Origin of the sequence: Paenibacillus aceris, assembly GCF_017874035.1 — a bacterium.
Taxonomy (GTDB): Bacteria; Bacillota; Bacilli; order Paenibacillales; family NBRC-103111; genus Paenibacillus_E; species Paenibacillus_E aceris.
Window position 1 is genome coordinate 134,215 of sequence record NZ_JAGGKV010000001.1, and the last position, 16,555, is coordinate 150,769.

General features: G+C 44.8%; 16 protein-coding genes. 3 read left to right on the plus strand and 13 right to left on the minus strand.

All coding sequences use genetic code 11. From position 1 onward, the window contains the following. Positions 1–139: 139 nt before the first annotated feature. Both J2Z65_RS00590 and J2Z65_RS00595 read right to left on the minus strand, forming a co-directional pair. The gene (locus tag J2Z65_RS00590) at positions 140–808 is read right to left on the minus strand and encodes a PspA/IM30 family protein (protein ID WP_167056589.1); all 669 of its coding nucleotides are present in this window, start codon (positions 806–808) and stop codon (positions 140–142) included. Continuing rightward, complete coding sequence (locus J2Z65_RS00595) at positions 795–1,106, minus strand: hypothetical protein (RefSeq protein WP_167056586.1); 312 nt, start codon at positions 1,104–1,106, stop codon at positions 795–797. Before J2Z65_RS00595 ends, J2Z65_RS00590 begins: the two co-directional genes overlap by 14 nt. Before the next feature lie 198 nt (positions 1,107–1,304). On the opposite strand from J2Z65_RS00595, the gene J2Z65_RS00600 reads away from it, so the two are divergent. Then, entirely contained in the window at positions 1,305–2,507 is a 1,203-nt protein-coding gene (locus J2Z65_RS00600) for a cytochrome P450 (RefSeq protein ID WP_167056584.1), read from the plus strand. Between the two features lie 94 nt (positions 2,508–2,601). On the opposite strand, the gene J2Z65_RS00605 is transcribed toward J2Z65_RS00600, so the two are convergent. Next, complete coding sequence (locus tag J2Z65_RS00605) at positions 2,602–3,513, minus strand: YVTN family beta-propeller repeat protein (protein ID WP_167056581.1); 912 nt, start codon at positions 3,511–3,513, stop codon at positions 2,602–2,604. Between the two features lie 176 nt (positions 3,514–3,689). Between J2Z65_RS00605 and J2Z65_RS00610 the strand changes: the two genes are divergently transcribed. After that, the gene (locus J2Z65_RS00610) at positions 3,690–4,493 is read left to right on the plus strand and encodes a protein-glutamine gamma-glutamyltransferase (protein ID WP_167056578.1); all 804 of its coding nucleotides are present in this window, start codon (positions 3,690–3,692) and stop codon (positions 4,491–4,493) included. A 238-nt stretch (positions 4,494–4,731) separates the two neighbouring features. Here J2Z65_RS00610 and J2Z65_RS00615 read toward each other — a convergent pair whose 3' ends face one another. From J2Z65_RS00615 to J2Z65_RS00645, 7 genes are all read right to left on the minus strand, one after another. Further along, positions 4,732–5,040, minus strand: a complete 309-nt coding sequence (locus J2Z65_RS00615; protein WP_167056575.1) for a hypothetical protein — start codon at positions 5,038–5,040, stop codon at positions 4,732–4,734. A 145-nt stretch (positions 5,041–5,185) separates the two neighbouring features. Continuing rightward, positions 5,186–6,175 (minus strand): sulfite oxidase, encoded by a 990-nt coding sequence (locus J2Z65_RS00620; RefSeq protein ID WP_338111659.1) that lies wholly within the window; start codon positions 6,173–6,175, stop codon positions 5,186–5,188. Between the two features lie 173 nt (positions 6,176–6,348). Next, on the minus strand, positions 6,349–7,116 hold the full coding sequence (locus tag J2Z65_RS00625; protein ID WP_193580870.1) for a sugar phosphate isomerase/epimerase family protein: 768 nt from the start codon (positions 7,114–7,116) through the stop codon (positions 6,349–6,351). A 93-nt stretch (positions 7,117–7,209) separates the two neighbouring features. Further along, a complete protein-coding gene (locus tag J2Z65_RS00630) occupies positions 7,210–8,208 on the minus strand; it encodes a Gfo/Idh/MocA family protein (protein WP_167056569.1) in 999 nt (332 codons plus the stop codon). 39 nt (positions 8,209–8,247) lie between these two features. Next, complete coding sequence (locus tag J2Z65_RS00635; protein ID WP_209855641.1) at positions 8,248–9,630, minus strand: GTP cyclohydrolase IIa; 1,383 nt, start codon at positions 9,628–9,630, stop codon at positions 8,248–8,250. A gap of 9 nt (positions 9,631–9,639) precedes the next feature. After that, positions 9,640–10,710, minus strand: a complete 1,071-nt coding sequence (locus tag J2Z65_RS00640; RefSeq protein WP_167056567.1) for a dihydrodipicolinate synthase family protein — start codon at positions 10,708–10,710, stop codon at positions 9,640–9,642. A 3-nt stretch (positions 10,711–10,713) separates the two neighbouring features. Further along, the gene (locus J2Z65_RS00645; RefSeq protein WP_167056564.1) at positions 10,714–11,730 is read right to left on the minus strand and encodes an NAD-dependent epimerase/dehydratase family protein; all 1,017 of its coding nucleotides are present in this window, start codon (positions 11,728–11,730) and stop codon (positions 10,714–10,716) included. Positions 11,731–12,356: 626 nt separating this feature from the next. On the opposite strand from J2Z65_RS00645, the gene J2Z65_RS00650 reads away from it, so the two are divergent. Continuing rightward, positions 12,357–13,061, plus strand: a complete 705-nt coding sequence (locus tag J2Z65_RS00650; protein ID WP_167056561.1) for a DUF421 domain-containing protein — start codon at positions 12,357–12,359, stop codon at positions 13,059–13,061. A gap of 106 nt (positions 13,062–13,167) precedes the next feature. On the opposite strand, the gene pdxA is transcribed toward J2Z65_RS00650, so the two are convergent. The 3 genes from pdxA to J2Z65_RS00665 are packed head-to-tail and all read right to left on the minus strand — an operon-like array spanning position 13,168 to position 16,463. Next, on the minus strand, positions 13,168–14,166 hold the full coding sequence (gene pdxA, locus J2Z65_RS00655; protein ID WP_193580869.1) for a 4-hydroxythreonine-4-phosphate dehydrogenase PdxA: 999 nt from the start codon (positions 14,164–14,166) through the stop codon (positions 13,168–13,170). Then, on the minus strand, positions 14,163–15,470 hold the full coding sequence (locus J2Z65_RS00660) for a four-carbon acid sugar kinase family protein (protein WP_167056559.1): 1,308 nt from the start codon (positions 15,468–15,470) through the stop codon (positions 14,163–14,165). Before J2Z65_RS00660 ends, pdxA begins: the two co-directional genes overlap by 4 nt. A 33-nt stretch (positions 15,471–15,503) precedes the next feature. After that, positions 15,504–16,463 carry a 2-keto-3-deoxygluconate permease gene (locus J2Z65_RS00665; protein ID WP_167056557.1) on the minus strand — a complete coding sequence of 320 codons (960 nt, stop codon included), beginning with the start codon at positions 16,461–16,463 and terminating at the stop codon, positions 15,504–15,506. Positions 16,464–16,555: the final 92 nt, after the last annotated feature.

Consider the following 16,555-nt stretch of genomic DNA (forward strand, 5'->3'; position numbering starts at 1 on the left):
ATAGCCGGATAGGCAGTTCATCTTGATGTTTAGAGGATAAACTATGCTCTCGGTCATTAAAACAAAAATACCGCGATATACGCGGTATCTTAATGAAATGAAGTTCTTATCGACACTGTTTTACTCCGTATTTCCGACCTTACATTGCTTTTCTTGCTTCTTTTAATCGCTCTAGTTCATGCCTTACATCTTCTTTGAAAGCTATATCCGGTGCGCTCAACGTAGAGGAGCTAACGATTTGGTTCACCCTAAGCGTTGCCGCGGCCTTAGCTTCTAACTGCCAGATTTGTTCCTCCATTCTATTGAAGTTATTCCGGATATTCTCGCTATTAACCGAGTAAATCGTATTGTTCACATTTTGAATTGCATGAGCTGTATGGACTCTAGATAAGTAGTATAGCTTTTTGTTTTGCAACTCGTTATAAAGCTCCATCAACTTTTTCAACTGGTCCGCTAAAGCCAAAGTTTGCTGCTTTATAGCCTCATATTGCTCTAGATACGTCTTAAGCTTTCTCTCAGAGGTTAGCTTCTCCTCCACTGCCATCTGCGCAATTTCTTCCTCATTCCGGTCAATCGCGATATTCGCTTGGCGGATGCGCTTCTGTACAGTTTGATCCAGCTCGGTGATTATGCTTTCATACTTCCGCTCGGCAATCAGTTGATTTGATAAGGCAAGCTTCGCTTCGGCGATCGTCCCTTCCAATTCCCGAATATATTGTTTAATCATACTAAGCGGATTCTCCATTTTATCAAGTACCTCGTTGATGCCAGCCATAGCGATATCGTTCACACGTTTAAAGATGCCCATTGATATTGTCCTCCTTAAGTAAGTTTCGTTCCCATTGATCCAAGGCAGCCGCACGCTGCGCGGATTGCGCATCATACATGACGGAATGCTTGTCCGAAATGAAGGCTGGCTGAACCAATTGGTTTATGTCCGTTCTTCTTTTTTTGATTTTCTTCCAAAATACCCATGCAAGGATAATCAGTAGGAGTCCGATTGCAATAAAAAGAATAGGTCCACCATGGAATCCGTGGTGATAATGACCTTCTGCTGAGAACTGGCTGTCAGGGTTAAACCTGCCTATCGGATTTTCATGCCTCATGCTCTCCTCCACCTTTCTTCTCGATTTTTTTCTTACAAGTTGAAGTATAGACCTGGTTTCTTAAGAAACGGTTAAATCCAACTGAGAGTCGGTTGAACATTGACTGAATGTCTACTGAAAACTAACAGGAATTAATTGTTAACACCGGGGCAAATTAACCTTTAGTTTGAATTTGGAGAGGAGTTTACTAGAACAGACATGAACAAATCCGAACGGTACGCCAATATTATTCCAATGGCAGAATTGAACACGAAGGAAAAACGGCTTCTTCCTTTTCCAGTCTTTAACCAACTTCGCCAAACGACACCTGTTCGTTATGATGAAAGCAGAGGTTGCTGGGATGTATTTCGCTATGAGGACATTCACCGTATTCTTAAAGATCCCGTCACCTTCTCTTCCAAGCGCGGATTGGCTGTGAAAGACAGAGAAACCATCCTTACGATGGATCCTCCCCGTCATACCCAACTGAGAGGTTTGGTGAACAAGGCGTTTACACCCAAGGTAATCTCGGATTTGGCATCACGTATCTCCTCCATCACCGACGAATTGCTGGATGATGTGCAAATCAAAGAGACTATGGATATAGTGTCCGATCTGGCTGTTCCCCTGCCGGTGATTATGATTGCGGAACTTCTCGGCGTTCCCCCAGAGGATCGCAACTTGTTCAAGGAATGGTCGGACATTCTTGTCAAGGGACCGGATCAAAACACGGACGAGGCGTTCAAGCAGATCATCGCAGAGAAAGAACAAGCCACCGACGAGCTGAGTGATTATTTCGCCCGGATTGCTGAGCAGCGGCGTGTGGAGCCCAAAGAAGATCTGATTTCCCTTTTGCTGCAAGCCGAAGTTGAAGGAGAAAAGCTGAGCGACAAAGAAATACTTGGCTTTTCAATCCTGCTCCTCGCTGCTGGGAATGAAACGACGACCAACTTAATTACAAACGCTGTCCGCCGCTTGACGGAAGATATAACGCTCCAACAGCAGCTTCGCGATTCGCCAGAACTTATTCCTGGTTTTCTTGAGGAAGTCCTGCGTTTCTATCCCCCCATTCAAGCCATAGGAAGAGTAGCGACACAGGACGTGGAAATCGGAGATTTCCTAATAACAAAAGGTCAGCAAGTTGTCTCTTGGGTGGCATCAGCTAATCGCGATGAGGCAAAATTTGCCGATCCGGATACGTTTATTGTGGACCGCAAACCAAATGCCCACCTTTCGTTTGGCTTCGGCATACATTTCTGCCTAGGTGCACCTTTAGCCCGGCTTGAAGGGCAAATCGTGATGGAGACGCTCCTGAAACGGTTCAGAGATATTCAATTTGTCACCGGTTCAGAGATGACCTATATTCAAAGTCCGTTTGTTTATGGCGTCAAACAGTATAAAGTCAGCTTCGCTAGACTCTGACACAAATAAAAAGACAGCTGCAGTCTAGAACTCGTAGAAATCGTTCTAGACTTGCAGCTGTCTTTTATTTAAGTAGCGTTTCCTGCTAGAAATTTTATAAAGGGATAATAGCAAGTCCGGATGCTGCATTTCCTACAGTTATCGTGTCAATAACCTTATTATCCTTGATTCTTATTACAGAAACTGTATTTTCTCCAAAATTAGCAACATAAGCAAACTTGCTGTCTGGAGTAATGGCTACAATACCCGGTTTGATCCCAACGGGAATGGTAGCTATCACCTTATTATTAGCAATTTTAATGACGGAAACGGTGTTATCGCCTTCATTGCCTACGTAAGCAAATTTGTTGTTAGGGGTTATAGCTACACCAATCGGTATAAGTCCAACTCGAATCTTTTTTATAATCCTTCGGCTATGAGTTCCTATTACCAGAACATTAGTATCCGTGGTGACATAAGTAAATTTACGGTCCATTGTGAAAGCAATTTGATCAGGGCCGACGCCAGCTGGTATCGTGTCAATAACCTTATTATGTTTCGCGTCGAAAATAGAAATCGTGTTGCTGGTGTTATTACTTACAAAGCCTAAAGTTCTTTTGCCCGACTTCTTAGGCGTAGTTGTTACTCCTACCGGGTTAATTCCAACCTTTATCGTATGCACGACTTTTTGTTTTTTCATACATATGACCGAAACGGTACGATCAGCTGAATTCGTCACATAGACGAACTTTCGTGATGTCCCTACATCAGAGGGACTTTTTCCAACCTGGATAGTGCGAATAATGGTATTTGTTGATCGTTTGATTACTTGTGCGGTGTTATCCCGTTTATTGACAACATAAGCATATTTTCCATCGGGTGTAACGGCAATCTCAAATGGTCCTCTACCAGTTTTAATAGTTGCCTTAACCTCTCTTGTACGAGTATCAATCACCGACACGGTATCATCGTTGAAATTCGTGACATAAGCGAAATGAAAGGATGGCGAAGGTTTACGCGTAGTCATTTGGAATAACCCTCCTTCTTTATATGGCATAATCTAACCTATTAATTTGCCTGAAGGAACGGCACGGCAATTTGGTATCTCACAGCTGGGTTAATAATCCAGCGCACATAAAGTCAATTTTTCACATAAAAATAGAGGAGTCACTCTTACTGATCTTTTAAAATGAGGAGAAGTCCATGATCGTAATCGAAGGTACCAGTAAAGTAGCCTTTGGAGAAGGTACGCTGTCCGAGTTAGAACGAACCATTTATCAAAAGAAACAGATCAGCCCTTTCGAGTATCGGTACGATTCAGTTGATACCCTGTTGTTTGAATTGTACATGCGAACCCAAATCATGGAGTCCTCAAGAGCATTGAGTAAAAGCGGTGTCTATTTTGCTGATTTCAAACACTCTATGTGCAATCCCGCGTATTGGGACATTACAGATCAGGGCAGGTTTCAGTTGAAAAGTGGTGTTGCTCCACAAGATGCGATACGGGATATATTCACGAATGGAACATCTTACGCGTTCGAATGTTCAATGGCTGTCGTCGTTGTTTTATACAAAGCCATATTAGAGTCCATAGATCCTGAGAAATTCGATATTATGAATTCGGACCTTTTATTATTTGATTATGATTCTAACAGCAATTTGCACCTTATCAATCGAACAGTTCATGAGGAAGCCGTCACCGGTGATGTACTCTACTTCCTGAACCCCGAGTTTGAACCTAAGATACCTTGGGGAAAAGGAGAAAACGTCATCCTGATGGAAAATGATCTCGTCTATGGTCATGGATATGGTTTTGGGATCGCATCGAAGGAAGTTGTTATAAAGGTTCTGAATAACCACAGAATCCCAGGCAGCACACAATCTGCCTATCTGACGGAACAGTATGTTCATCCGGACTTCTCCTACTTTGCGCTCTTTCAATGCCGGAGTCGGAATAAGCCCATTATTGCGAAAGTTGGCGAATGGATCTATGTTCGAAAAAGATGATTGTATCCATTTAACAATTGAGCTAAGCCCAATTTAGTAAGACATGTGCCCAACTTTCTAATCCCTGCATAGGATGACGTATGCCTATACCGAAAGGGGAAAGAACATGACACAACGTAATTCTTCAACAGAGGTTATCCTCCCTGATTATCAGACTGCAACTAGAACGGAGACTCAACTTCCTGCAGGGCACGCTCCGACTTGGACGGGTGACAATCTTCCTATTTATCAACAACCTTCAATGACACCCGGAACGCACTATCCTGCTCATCCACATCACCAACAGGCTCACCATGCCCAACACCATGCTTATCATCCTATGCATCATGCTTATCATCCCATGCATCACCATGCCTACTTTCCAATGCATCACCAAGCTTACCATCCTATCCATCACTTTGCGTACCATCCTATGCATCATCATGCCCACCACCCTATGCATCACCATGCCTATCATCCTATGCATCACCATACCTACCATCCTCAACACCACCATGTTCAGCATACTCAGCATCATGCTCAGCATCATGCCCACCATACTCAGCAACAACAGCAGCATCCTACATCATCGAACTGATAAGTCACGTCTCTTAACAAAGAGCAAGCAATTATTTTCAAAAAAAAAAGAGACCTGGATACACATATGTGTCCAGGTCTTCATATCTTCTGTGATACATGTTACATGTAACGGCTCAATCCACATAGACTCGTATTTTTTGAATCGCATTATAGCCGTACCCGTTTAAGTTCCAATCGGCCAATTCTGGCTGCACATTCCCAGCAGCATCTGTTGCTCGAACGCAGATGTCATATGTTCCTGGTTTCGTTAGATCCCACTTTAGGCACCAACGTCTCCAAGAATATGACTCCTGCGGGTCTAACCAAGAAGCACGCTGCCATGTCATTCCGTTATCTGCGCTGATTTCAACAAGAACGACAGGATACTCGCCTGAAATCGCCGTACCGACTAGCTTGTGTTCTCCTCTCGCCAACACTGCCTGATCGGAAGGTTGTGCAATCGTTGAGTTAAGACGGATCGTCGTGACTGGTGTCGCATGAGTCGAAGAGGAGGATTTGTTTTTATATACATAATCAATAGCTTGAAAAGGTCCTATGAATGGCTGGTTAATAGCCTTGATTCGGTGCAGCCATTTAACAGAAGCCATCCCATACCATCCTGGAACAATGAGCCTCGCGGGATAACCATGGCGAAATGGCAAAGGCTTTCCATTCATGTATAAAGCAATCAGAATATCGGGATTCAGTGCTTCTTTGACCGGTAAACTTCTGGTAAAAGTAAAAACCCCTGGCATATCCGTCCTGGTTCCTTTATCCATCCCTTCAAAAGTCACTTCAATCGCATTCATTTGAATGCCAGCTGCAAACAGGACATCAACAAGTCGGACCCCTGTCCAAATAGCGTGACTGCTTGCACCTAATTCCCACTGCTCACCGCGAACTTTCGGTTGAAACATGGCTCTCTTCTCCCCAGCGCATTCAAGCGTTACAGGAATAGAAACCTGATTCATGTGCAAAAGATCTTGATAACGCAAACAAATGGGTCTGTTTACACAACCCTCAATCCTCAGTCCCCATGTTTCCATATCCACGATTAGGTATGGAAAATGATTTCGGATATAAAACAGATGCTCCGGGGTGATTCGGCTTGATAACGATAGCATCGGAAATTCCTGAACTTCAGGAATGATTTTTCGTGTAATCAAATGCGGCCGATACAACAAGGAAAATCATCCTTTCGTAAGAAAAGTCCTTACTAAAGTATGGTTCTCCCGTTGAATTAAGACACCTTTCTTTGCTGCATGGAAGCAAACTTCCGATTACGGATCGTCTGGCACTAAGCTTTTGCCCCTAATTTGGCAAGATTGGCAAAGCTGATCTCCAAACTCTCAAACGGATTGCGGTCATAACAATCGTCTTGCTCAACCGCGGCCCACTCCACGCCAATTTCTTCACATGCTTGAATAATACCTTTAAAATTCATATTGCCTTCACCGACCTCTGAGAAACGCTGTTTCCGATCCGGTGTCACAATCATATCCTTGAAATGGACAACCTTCATGCGTCCGTCCATCTTACGAATCCACTCGATTGGATCGGCCCCGCCTGCTTGTACCCAATAGACATCCAGCTCAAAATCCACGCAATCCGGGTCCGACAGCTCAAACAAAATGTCCATGCCTGTCTTCCCCTCGTATTTGGCAAACTCAAAATCATGATTGTGGTAGATGAACTGCAGCCCAGCACTTTTCAGTTGTCTTCCAAACTCTGAGGCTTGCTTCGCGAAAGCGGCGTAGCCTTGGCTGTTTTCACGGAATTCCGGAGGAAGGCCGCCTAAACCGACATATTTGCAATTCCATGCCTGATGCTTCTCGATGACGGCATCCATATCATTCAGCAAATCATTGTACCCAATATGCGTGGCGCAGATCGTTAACCCTTCCTGGTCTGCAAGCGCTTTAAATTCTTGGTTGTCAATCGGTCCTACTCCGGAAGCTTGTACAGCCCGGTACCCCATCTCCTTTACTTTTTTCAAACTCTCGCTAATGTCTCCAGGGGTTTTCAGAAAATTACGAAGCGTATACAGTTGCGCGGCGATTCTCATTCATCTCACTCCATTCGTCAAGTATGAGTCACTTCATATATATCATGGAATAGGGCTGCAGAGCCACAAAAAAATCCTTTTTTTGTCACCCAGTTACATGACAGCCTGATGAATAAACTGTTCCTTACCCGTTTCTGCCGACAAGTAAACAGCTTCGAGTGCTGCAATAACCCCTCGGGCATACTCTGGCGGACAGCTTGTTTCGCTATGAGCTCGAATGGCCGTAAGCAAATCTGCGTACTGCAGTTCGAAAGGTTTTGCCAGGCTGAGCGAATCCAGTTTCTCATAGCTGCCGCCTCGGCTCATCCATAGGCTATTGCCGGTTACAAGTTTTAGCATCCCCTTAGTAAAAATAATCTCCGTTTCATTTCGGGATGCGCCTAAATAACCGGATTGGACGATTGTCGCAGGAATTCCATCCGACAACTCCAGATAAATCATGCCGCTGCCTTCTACATCTCCCCTAGCTCCATAATGGCTGACAGATGAATTCACTTTCCGGACAGTGCTGTCTGTCAACCACTGAATTTTGTCAATGGAATGCGTGCCCAAGTTTGCTAAAATGCCGCCGCCTGATTTCTCTTTTTCAAGAAACCATTGCGGACGCGAGGCTTGAAAATAGTTCAAATGCCTAACATCATGGATCATCACCAGTTTCCCAAGCTCACCGCTTTGGATCATACGTTTGGCCTGTATATTCTCTGCTATGTAATGCTGGGTATGTCCCACCAAGATGCGGATATCCGCTCTCCGGCCGGCCTTAATAATCTCATCACACTCGGCAACGGTCAATGCCATAGGTTTTTCAATCATCAAATGACAGCCATGCTCGGCAGCAAAAATGGCCGTCTCTTTATGCAAAAAATGAGGCAAAGCGATGGCTACCACATCTGGTTTTTCTTCAATTATCATTTTACGGTAATCGGTAAAGGCCGCTATGTTAAAGAGTTTGGCAAATTGACTCGCTTTTTCTGGTTGAACATCTACCACTGCACACGCCGTCAATCCTTGTGTCGATTGAATGGCTTCCAAATGTGCATTGGCAATTGTGCCAGCACCAAGTACCGCTACTCTTAAATCTGTTTCTTGCATGGGTAATCGCCTCCTTCCCGAATATCTACCTATATACAGCTAAACCGTTGCGTTCTTCATGCTCTCTTCCAAAAAAATAAACTGAAAAATTTGCCTTGGGCGGCCCTTCGGCATTTTTTCCATATGACTAGTCCGAACTAGGCCAGAATCCGACCATTCAATCAGCAATCGATGTGTACTCCTTACGGTAATGTCAAATAATAAAGCTAATTCTTGAACGTTATAGTCTTTCTTCCCTGTACGGGCATAAGCAACAAGCAACCTGCTCAAATAGGAGGAGGTCATATTGGCGTTCTCCGCTTTTTTTATAAAATCAGGATTCACCACTTCCAGATCTTTCACAAAAGCATCCGCCATCTCTAAAGGACCAAGTATTCCCTTGTCCTCTCTGACAATAAAACAGGAATTCCCGCTCGCTTCTTTGGATTTCCGTAAAGCCGTTCTTGCATTCGAACCAGCTTCATTCGCTGTTCGGCCGAAGCCAACTCCGATACTAAGTGTTAACTGATACGTTTTATAAATTTCTGAGGCTAGAGGAACCCTTTTGTATCCGGCTGTTTCTTGTTCGAATATCCCTCTGGTTGTAAAAAATAAATATTCATCGCCCCCCAAATGCGTAAGATGTCCTCTTAAGGAATCCACGTAATCAAGCAAAATCCGGTGAATGTCGAGCTTCAATTTTTGGATCTCGTGCTCGGAGTTATGGCGATCAATGATTTTCCCGAAACCATCGACATTGATAAGACCAACGACGATCTGTGATTCTTTGCTTTTCCTCGCATCTGTCGATAGCAGTGCTCTTTCCAATGCAACAACAATGTCTTGTGTGGTTGGGACGATCCATTCATTCGGAATACGGCACTCAGTTAATTCAGTAGAGATCGAATGTAAGCCGGTGAGGGCGCCCGAGGCTAATCCCCTAGTAAAACAGTCTTTATGGAAATCCGCCAACTGCTCTCTTGTGGGACTGTTTACCTCGTCATAGCAAATTATTTTCAGGTCTTGTTCATCGATTTCTTCCATAAAACGTTTGACCATCATTGGTGTCACGGTATCTACACTGATTGCTTTTACGGCGGCATTTTGATTTACGATCTTTTTTTGGATATTGTAAAAAGCTTTATATAGTCCCGTCTCGTTATATCGAACATAATGTACGGGAATCATCGATTCCACTTTTTCCAGCACTTTACGGTAAGGGACGGGTCCGCACAATAACAAGACTTCGACTTCGTGTTTGATTTCGTCGGATAAACCCGGTGTTTCCGATTCATGTTTTGAAAAGCGGACGACAGGCTCAAGCGTCGGAAATTTTTTGGCAACCTGGACGATTCTGGTTACCATGGATTTTGGGCCGATGATGCCAATCTTAATCCCGGCACTTTCCTTGCTGTGGGTACTTAATTTCTGAAAAGAGTCCATGGTGATTGTCTATCCCTTCATCCAAAGGTTGAGTCCTGAAGCAACGAATTCATCGTCGTTTAAGTGTGGATAAGCGCGGTAAACGCGATCGATTTCCTCCGCTTGCCCTTCGGACAACTCTTCCTTCGGATTCAGACACCAGCGGCCCTCCAGCAACCCTTGACGGCGGAGTACCTCGTGGATACCGGGAATACAGCCATGGAAGTTATGCGCCGGATCAAAGAATGCTGCATTGCAATCAGTGACTTCTACGTTCCGGGTCAGCCATGCGGTCGAAATCTCGCGGTTCACTCTAACTTGTTTAATTTCATCCAGCAATTCCACCGCCTTCTGAGTCCACACAGCCCAATGGCCGAGCAAACCGCCGACGATTCTTTTCTCTACGCTCTGTCCTTCAATCGTGAAACGGTACGCCGTTAACAGATCATTCACGATGTTGTCGTCATTGCCCGTGTACAAGGCGATTTCATCTCTGCGGCTGGAATGGCATACAGCCCTGACAACATCGATCGTCTGGTAACGATTGAACGGGGCTATTTTGATACCGACAACGCCTGGAATTTCAGAAAACGCTCTCCAGAATTCATAACTAAACGTTCTGCCTCCTACGGACGGCTGCAAATAAAAACCAAATACAGGCAGCACGTCTGCCACTGCGCGGATCCTCGCCAAGTGCTCCTCCTCCGTCAAGCCAGGAAGTCCCCCCATACTTACCAAACCGATATCATATCCTAGTCCAGCTGCAATCTCTGCCTCACCTAGAGCTTGAGACTGCGGACCGCAGATTCCAGCGATCTTGAGAAACGGACGCTGTATATTCGCCCGTTCCACTTCCTCGGAAGCAAGACGGAGAACCGTTTCGAAGAGTCCAATCTTCGGATCACGAATTTCAAACTGCGTAGAGTGTACCGCAACCGCGATACCACCCGCGCCACTAGCTATATAGTAGCGAGTCAGTGCTCTCTGCCTCTGTACATCCAATTGCCGCTGCGCCGTAAGCGCGAGCGGATGGGCGGGAATAACCAGACCGTCATGCAATGCCGCATACTGCTCGGAGGTCAACGATTTTCGTTCTACCATGGGCTAGTAGTTCCCCTTTCGCTCTTGGAAGTGAGTCGGCTTGTTCCAAGTCGCTCCCCCTTCTGCCACCCAGTCTGCAATCCAATCGATCATGTCGCGCAGGGATACGCTAGGATAGCCGAACAGTTGATGACTTTTGCCTGCATTGCTCAGCAGGGCTGTCGTAGATTCTTCGCCGACAAATGATGGCTTAACGCCAAGCCGCTCACCAAAAGCTTCCGCCGCCCAGCGAATGGACACTGTTTCCGGCCCTGTCACATTCAACACGGTTGGCGGGGTAGAACATACCGTCAACGCTCTAAGCGCGATTTCGTTGGCATCTCCCTGCCAAATGACATTAACATGCCCCATTGTAATGTCGATCGGGTTCCCAGCTTTGACAGCTTTGGCGATCTCCAGAAGCACGCCATACCGCAAGTCAATGGCATAGTTCAGTCGATAGATCGCCATGGGGATCTGATATTTGCGGGCAAAGTGTTCAAAGACTCGCTCCCGTCCCAAACACGATTGTCCATATTCGCCGATGGGACCTGTTGGATGCTCCTCCGTAGCGCCGCCGTGATTTAAAGACGTAAGCGGATACACGTTGCCCGTGGAAAACGCCACAATGCGGGAATTGCGGAACTTCTCGGCAACCCGGCCGGGCAAATAAGCATTCATAGCCCAGGTGAAATGCTCGTTGCCTGCCGTTCCGAATTTATTCCCTGCCATATACAAGACATTTCGAACATCTGGCAGTTTCTGCAGTTCCGAGTCGTTCAATAAATCGACGGCGATCGTTTCAATGCCGGCTTGTTCCAGCTCTTCTCGCAAACTGGAATTCGAGAAACGGGAAGCGCCAATAATACGCTTCTTGACCCCTGCTTCTTTTGCCGCGTTAACTGCCAGCCTCCCCAGTGTCGGCCCCATCTTCCCTCCGATGCCAAGCAACAGGATGTCGCCATCCAACCCCTTCATATCCTCGATCAGCTTAGCCGAAGGATACGTCATGCGCGCTTCTACCTCTTCAATCGTCTTCATCCAACCAACCTCCCTTTTCCATTCAAATTGTTCAACTAGGTCTATCATAACTATGCTCTCGATTAAAAGACAAGGACTATAAATAGTCTTTAAATGCAGCTTATACGATATTTCCATACTAATCTATTTAATCAGCCCTCGCAGACAAGATCTCCCTGCATATCTTATATTATCAAAGCAGAAAGGAATGATAGAAATGACATTGTTGCTTAATCACTTCTATGGAATTGTTTATCGAAATACTAATGGAACTACTACCGTTTTTAACGGTCGTGTTGTTAGCCGTGGACTCACTTTCATCTTTCTCCGTTTTATGAACAACAGAGGAATTGTTGTGGTTAGAAGACTCTTCCTTCGTCAAATTATTAGATTTGTCGCCATTTAATTGACGTGCATTTGAACTAGAAAGCCTGAACGGGATTAAGAGAAAGCTTCATATAGTCTCCTTGGTTTAGTTTATTGGATCCGTTCGCTGGACAGCAGCTGGGATCCATGAACCTCCTACCATGGAGACTTTTTATATTGTTCACGGCACCTCTACCAAGATCGTTTATTGCCCAAGCGTATTTTTTTCTAAAAAAAGAAAAAGATAACAAAGCATTTCATCTGATGGGAGGTTGACAGATATGTTATTGGAAACAGTTATTAGGACAGTGTTAGCTTTCTGTCTTATTATGCTAATTACGCGGATTCTAGGAAAGCACACGATTGCGCGTATGACTTACAATGATTTTGTCGCTTCAATTACACTTGGTGCCATTATCGGAAATTTAGCCTTTAATACTCATTTGAAAACATGGAACATCATTGCTTCATTCTTGATCTTCAGTGGCATTGCCTATCTCATCTCAGTTATATCATTGAAAAACCGCAAAATGAGGAAATGGTTTGCAGGAAAACCGACGGTAGTGATCGAAGACGGCAAAATTATGGAACAAAACTTAAGAAAAATTCAATTTACTCTCGACACTTTAAATCAAGAATTGAGAGAAAAGGACATTTTCGATATCGAAGAAGTGCAATACGCCATCTTAGAGCTTAACGGCAAACTATCTGTCCTGAAAAAGCCTGAATTTCGTCCTCTTATACAAAAGGACTTGCATTTGAAAAACAACACAAAGATCCAGTTTCCTGTTGAACTAATCATGGACGGAAAGATTATGTCAGATAATTTACAGCAAATTGGTTTATCCAACGAATGGCTCTCAAAGCAGCTAAAGCAGCGGGGTGTTACCGCAGAAGAAGTCTGCTACGCGATCAAAGGGACGCAGGGCAAACTATTTTTTGATCTGTATCAAGACCAAATCCAGCATCCAATTGATCAGGAGTAATAAAACTAGCAAGAAAATAGTGGGATTCTTTTAAAAAAATAAAAAAACTCACACTGATTCCAGTATGAGTTTTCTCGTATAACGTTATTTATTTTTGCACATCTTTCTATTGCTCACGTTTCGGAGCCAATTCAATCGCTTGTTTTAAAGCTTCTTTCAAGCTTTGCTCATCGGCAATTCCTTTACCGGCAATATCAAATGCCGTACCATGATCTACGCTGGTGCGAATAATCGGAAGCCCAACTGTAATATTTACACCGGCTTCTAGGCCTAATACTTTGATTGGACCATGACCTTGATCATGATACATAGCCACTACGATATCGAAGTCTCCCCGCGTAGCGCGGAAGAAGAGTGTATCCGCAGGTAAAGGTCCAACAGCTTGAATGCCCTCTTCTTGCGCTCTCTTTACACCTGGAACGACTTTTTCATCTTCTTCCCCATACCCAAACAATCCGTTCTCTCCCGCATGGGGGTTGATTCCGCAGACAGCAATTTTAGGCGTCGCATAGCCGGCCTTCTGTAACGTTTCATGTGCCATACGGATCACTTTATACACGCGGTCTGGATTGATCATACGGACAGCATCCAGAATACCGACATGTGTCGTTACATGAATAACCTTCAGCTTTGGAGCGGAAAGCATCATGGAAAAGTCTTCTGTGCCTGTCAGATCCGCTAAAATTTCGGTATGCCCCGGATAAATATGTCCGCCCTTATGAAGAGCTTCTTTGTTTAATGGCGCTGTACAAATCGCGTCAATAGCTCCCTCGTTAGCAAGTTCAATCGCCTGTTTCAAGTACATAAAAGCAGCATGACCGGCTTCTTTGGACACTTGACCAATCGGAAGATCCGCTGCCAGTAAATTCAAATCAAAGCAATCCACAGTGCCGTGTTCGAACTGAGCTTCCGTAACAGAAGCAATTTTACGGACACGAAGTCCCGTATGGACGAACTGATCTGCTCTTTCCAATATTTTGGCGTCGCCAATGACAAAAGGACGGCATGTCTCATAGATCTGGGCATCTTTCAATGATTTCATGATGATTTCAGGACCTACACCGGCTCCATCGCCCATTGTAATACCTATTATCGGTCTATTCATTCGTATGTTTCCCCCTTTAATGCTTTTTTAGCGTTTGACAAGCTATATTCATTTCCGAAAGCACCGGCTTTCGTTACAGCCCATACGGGCATTTCTCGTACGAGGAGGCCGAGCGGGATACCAGGTTCAATTTCTTTCACCAATTGAATACTTGATACGCCCAAATGCTTGCAGACCGCTTTTGCAGTATCTCCTCCAGTTAAAATAACGCCTTGCAATTCCTCGGTTTTCATTATTTCGGAGGCTATCGCTCCCAAAATCATTGAAATCTCATTGGATACTGCGGTAGAATCATAACCTCTTCGGGAACCTGCTTCCTTCGTCATAACAACTTGCTCAGGCGAAGAGCTTGCGCAGAGAGAAACATCGGAGCCTCTCTTTAATGCAGCTTGGAGTTCCCCTCTGCAGCGGTCAATCTCGACTTGTGCTCCCTTTTCGGAAGCTATCGCTTGAACAGTATCTAATTCAACGGCAGTGACCTGCGGTTCCTCGTTATAAGCAGACACTTGCCGGCGTGTGACCTGTGAAATGCTTCCTGCGACCAACAGAACAGGCTTCGCGCCTGATGGCAGTTGAGCAGACTCGCTCGTATGACTAGGAAGGGATAACGCTTTTGGCAGAAAGTCGGCTAAACCCGCGGACCCTGCCCACAGCGTCTTATAGTTGCTCTCGGCTAGCCAATCCGCAATATGCTGTACATCTTCTTGGGTTAAAGCATCGAATATGATGAGTTCAGTATTCGTTTCCAGAAGTGATTGTATGTTCAAAAACACCTGTTCTTTTCCTGCACGTAAAATGTCGAATGGAATAAGTCCAACTTTGCGCTTGGATTGTGAAGAAAACAACTTCACGAGATCTGATTCCTTCACTGGACACTTCGGGTCATTAGCTATCTCGGTTTGACTGACAGGAATCCCGTTCAGATAATGCATTCCCTGTGAGGTGGTTCGGCCAATCTTAGGAAAAGCCGGGGCAACCACCGCAAAATCAAATGGAATGACATCCATCACAGCGTCAATTTCAACGCCTAGATTCCCGCGAAGCGTAGAATCCATTTTCTTATAAACATGTGTAAAGCCAGCTTGTTTAATTTGAAGCGCTGCTTCTTTTACGTTTGCGTATGCGATCTCCGGAGCCACTGATCGGCTGTCTGTATCGATGACGACAGCCTCCATCGTCTGTTTTTGTTTAGAAACTTGCTCAATATCAAAAATGACTTGCGTTTGCAGTCCATTTCTTGCAAATTGAACACCTGAATCGGACGCACCGGTCAAATCATCTGCAATGATGGCAATATGTTTCATGGTGTTGTTCCTCCCATGTAAATCTCTGTCTTTCTAATTGATTTGACTTTTAACTCCAATTTTTTTGGCGTACCAAGCCGTTACGATCGGTACAAGGATTGCAGTTACAATTACGCAAGAAGCAACCAACGCAGTAGCGGAAGGCACAAGCGGAGCATAGACTGCATTCGCGGCGGCAACTGCTGCCGGTACACCCGCGGCATTTCCAGCCGTTGAAGCTGCTGACAAACCTGCAATACCGTTTCCGCCGATGAAGCGGTCTGTAATGGTCAAGGTAAGACCCGTAACAGCCACAACGCCAATACCTAGCAATACGCCAAGGAAACCGGCTTTCCACACCGTTTGAAGATTCAAACCGGCACCTAAAGCGAAAGCAAAGAACGGAACTAAAACAGGTACGGCTTTAGATAAGAATTCACGCATGTCTTTATCTAAATTTCCTAGAATCATACCAACGATTAATGGCAAAATCGCACCTACAAAAGTCTGCCAAGGGAATGCGGCCAAACCTGCTACACCTAATGAAATCATGGTAAAGAACGGCCCTGATTCCAAGCTCATAACCGAGTAAGCGCCAACGTCTTCCTTCTTACCGAATTGCCCCATTAATGCCATGTACAATCCGCCATTGGTATCATTCATAGCTGCTACGATAGCCAATACCGAGATGCCGGCAAAGAAACCTTCTGTGATCATTCCATTGCCCAGAAATTTAGCAGCTACAAATCCTACAATGATTGCTGTCAAAATTTTAGTGCCTAAAAGCGTACCACCCTTTTTCAAAATGTATGGAGTGGCCTTGAAGTTGATCGTAGATCCCATACAAACATAGAACACGGCCAAAATGGGTAGAGATCCTGTCATCAATGCACCTGTGAAGGAGCCAAATGTTTTACCCATAGTAGGGAATAATGTTGTTAAGATAGCCCCTAGAATAAGCGGAACAATCATCATACCTCCAGGAATCCGATCAATAGTTGCCTTAATTCTCATGGTTTACTTCCTCCTAAGAAGTGTAATTGAGGAAATTATAAGAGTTGCAATTTGCAACATAATATTTCAATTTCGCTCATGTGATGATTATA